The sequence below is a fragment of the Protofrankia sp. Cr1 genome, assembly GCF_963555865.1.
Lineage (GTDB): Bacteria > Actinomycetota > Actinomycetes > Frankiales > Frankiaceae > Protofrankia.
This window is the reverse complement of the sequence record NZ_CAUVXO010000540.1, coordinates 1-3,436: the sequence shown is the minus strand read 5'-3', so window position 1 is coordinate 3,436 and position 3,436 is coordinate 1. Positions and strand designations below refer to the sequence as shown.

Annotated in this window: 2 protein-coding genes and 1 pseudogene; all 3 read left to right on the top strand. The window is 69.0% G+C overall.

Features of this window, described 5'->3' with window-relative positions; genetic code table 11:
* On the top strand, positions 1-256 hold a 256-nt coding region (locus U9980_RS25425), incomplete at its 5' end, for a tyrosine-type recombinase/integrase (protein ID WP_322770242.1).
* A complete protein-coding gene (locus U9980_RS25420) occupies positions 253-2,676 on the top strand; it encodes a site-specific integrase (RefSeq protein WP_322770241.1) in 2,424 nt (807 codons plus the stop codon). The genes U9980_RS25425 and U9980_RS25420, both read left to right, overlap by 4 nt.
* Positions 2,677-3,021: 345 nt before the next feature.
* A pseudogene (locus U9980_RS25415) lies at positions 3,022-3,436 on the top strand (hydrolase Nlp/P60); the annotation flags it as partial.

The window sequence follows — 3,436 nt, the reverse complement described above, 5'->3', positions numbered from 1 at the left end:
CCTGCGTCATACCTGTGCGCTGCGGATGGCCCGCGACGAGAACCTGTCGTTGCGGGACGTGCAGACGATCCTTGGTCACGCGCATCTGAGCACGACCGCCGACGTCTATCTCGCCGAGGACGAGAAGACCGTGGTCCGGCGGGTCGCACAGTACCTGGCCACACGCGAACACCGCCGCGCTGAGGGTCCGCCGCCGGTCGCGGGCGGCTACGACGCGGCCGATCTGTCCGTGCTCCTGGGCGGGGTGACGCAGTGAGGGCTGTCACCGGCGCACGTCCCAAGACCGCGGCGCACGGCGAGGTGACTTCCGACCCGACCCCGGGCCAGCCGCGGCCGACGGCTCCGTGCGATCGGCTGGACGCCGAGGAGCTGCTCGCCTCGCTGCCGTCGCTCCCGTTTTGGGCGCGCGGCCGGGCAGATCTCAACGGCTCTCGGCTGCGCGGGGCACGACGGATTCTCGACTGGCTGGCGCACCATCCAGGCGACGGCTGGCAGGAACGTTGGCTGGCGTCGGGAGCGGACGACGGTCCTGGCTGGATCGCCGCCGTCGCCTCCGGCGGCGGAGATCTTCGGCCGGTCAGCCGGCATGTGGTCACCGATGGGCTGCACTGTCTGCTGCTGCGACGCGTTGTCCTGCCCAGCTATGAGTTCCTCCACGGCTACCAGACGAACGCGCTGTTCCGCCACGCCAAAGACGTGTTCAGTCCCGGGCTGTTCGACCGTGTCCGACAGGCCGGCCGCGCCGCCGGTCACAGTGACTATCAGCAGAGCTCCGCCGAGGGCTGCCTCGTCAAGGTCCTGCTACACACCGGCCGGCAGCTCGACGAATGCACCCCTGCCGACCTGCTCGACTACCGGGCATGGGCGTTGACCCGACGCGGTTCGGCCCCGGCCGGGCTGCACACCGCCTGGGGCCTGCTCCGCGACGTCGGCGTCCTGCCCGCCGACCTGCCGCTGCACCGTGCGGTGAGCCAGGGGCAGCTGTCGAACACGCAGCTGATCGGCCGGTACGGCATCCGCTGCGCCCCGGTCCGCGACGTGTTGGTGCGCTACCTCGACGAACGCCGGCCCAGCCTGGACTACGCCTCTCTGCAACATCTGGCAGGCCGCCTCGCCGGCCTGTTCTGGGCCGACCTCGAACGCCACCACCCCGGCATCGACAGCCTCCGCCTCCCGGCAGAGGTAGCCGAGGCGTGGAAACAGCGGGTGGCCGTCATCACCAGAAACGGCACGCCGGTGCCGCGCCGCAACCGGCTGGGCGTGCTGCTCTCCGTGCGCGCCTTCTACCTCGACATCGCCCAGTGGGCGTTGGAAGACCCCAGCTGGGCGCCGTGGGCGGTGCCCAGCCCGGTCCGCCAGGCCGACCTGGGTGGCTTCGCCAAGGAGAAGAAGACCGTCCAAGCCCGTATGCACCAGCGGGTACGTGAACGCCTGCCCCGCCTTCCCGACCTCGTCGACGCCGCGGAACGCCACCGCGGCGAGCAGCGCAGCCTGCTGGCCGCCGCGCAAGCCGCCCGCGTCGGGCAGTCCTTCGAGCATGCGGGGCGCCGCTTCCGGCGCATCGGCCGCGACGAGGACCGGACACGCCAACGGCCGCGGTACCGGACGTCGATGATCCTGGTCGAAGACACTGCCAGCGGGGTCCAGCACGACGTGACCCGTGACGAGGACGACGCCTTCTGGGCGTGGGTCGTCATCGAGACCCTGCGCCACACCGGCTGTCGCATCGAGGAAATGCTGGAGATCACCCATCTGGCGCTGGTGTCCTACCAGCTTCCCGACACCGGCGAGACCGTCCCGCTGCTCCAGATCGTCCCGTCCAAGAGCAACGAGGAACGGCTCCTCCTGGTCAGCCCTGAACTCGCCAGCGTCCTGGCGACAGTCATCACGAGGCTCCGCAACGACAACGCCGGCACCGTGCCGATGATCGCCCGTTACGACCCCGCGGAGCACAAAACCGGCCCCCCGCTGCCGCATCTCTTCCAACGGCACGTCCGGCAGCGGCGCGACGTGCTGAGCAACAAGACGGTCTACCGGCTCATCAACGACACCGCCGCGCGGGCCGGGCTCACCGACCCGACCGGGGCTCCGCTACGGTTCACCGCGCACGACTTTCGCCGAATGTTCACGACTGAGGCCGTCAGTAACGGGCTTCCCGTGCACATCGCGGCCCGTCTGCTGGGCCATGCGACCATAAGCACCACCGAGGCATACCTGGCTGTCTTCCAGGACGACCTGGTTCGCTCTTACCGCGCCTTCCTGGACACACGCCGTGCGGTCCGACCCGCCGAAGAATACCGCGAACCCACCGACGACGAGTGGCGCGAGTTCCAGCAGCACTTCTACGAACGCAAACTCGAACTCGGCGACTGCGGCCGACCATACGGCACCGGCTGTCAGCACGAACACGCCTGCATACGCTGCCCGATGCTCCGGGTCTCGCCCCGACAACGCACCCGCCTCGTGGACATCATCCGCAACTTGACCGACCGAATCGCCGAAGCACGGGCGAACGGCTGGCGCGGCGAAGTCCAGGGCCTTCAGGCCAGCCTCACCAAGGCACACGACAAACTCGCCAGCCTCGACCGCGCCCGTGGTCGAGACCGCGTCACAACTAACCTGACCGACCTCGGCATGCCAACCATTCCCGACCCCGAACCACAAGCTCACTGGTGACGACCACCAGCAGGCACCGCCATAATAATCTACGGGGAGGAATACCAGCTAGGGCCTGCGCTCGGCGCCCGGATGGCTAAATCGCCAAAGAAGATATCGCCACCCGAAGTCGAAGACGACTTCACCGCCGCACGCACCGGCCTGCACCTGGCCTGCATCCGACGATTCCGCGCCGGGAACCGTCCGCCCACCATCGGATTTACCAACGCCAGCGTGTCACCCGTACCGCACCTGCGACCCCATTCCTACACCGCCAGCCGCGCAGATTCCCAGAGGTGAGCCACTACGACCAAGTACATCGCCGCCGCCACCGCCGCCATCGCCGCCGTCATCCTGCTCATCGTCATGATGGGCGCCGCCGCCGCCCAGTTGGCCGAACGGGTCCTGTGTCTGCCCGTGGTCGGCTGGTTCCTCGGCTGCACCAGCGGCGGCAGCCCCACCCAGGCCGCCCTCGACGACGTCCCCGCCGACTACCTCGCGCTCTACCAGCAGGCCGCCGCCGTCTGCCCCGGCCTGGGCTGGAGCATCCTCGCCGCCATCGGAAAAATCGAAAACGACCACGGACGATCCCGACTCCCCGGCGTCCAGTACGGCGAAAACCCGTTCGGGGCCGCCGGCAGTATGCAATTCCTCGAACCAACCTTCGCCGCTGTGATCGCCCGCCATCCGCTCCCACCCGGCGGCGCCACTCCGCCGTCGAGGTATGACCCGCACGACGCCATCTACGCCGCCGCGTTCGAGCTCTGCGATAACGGCGCCC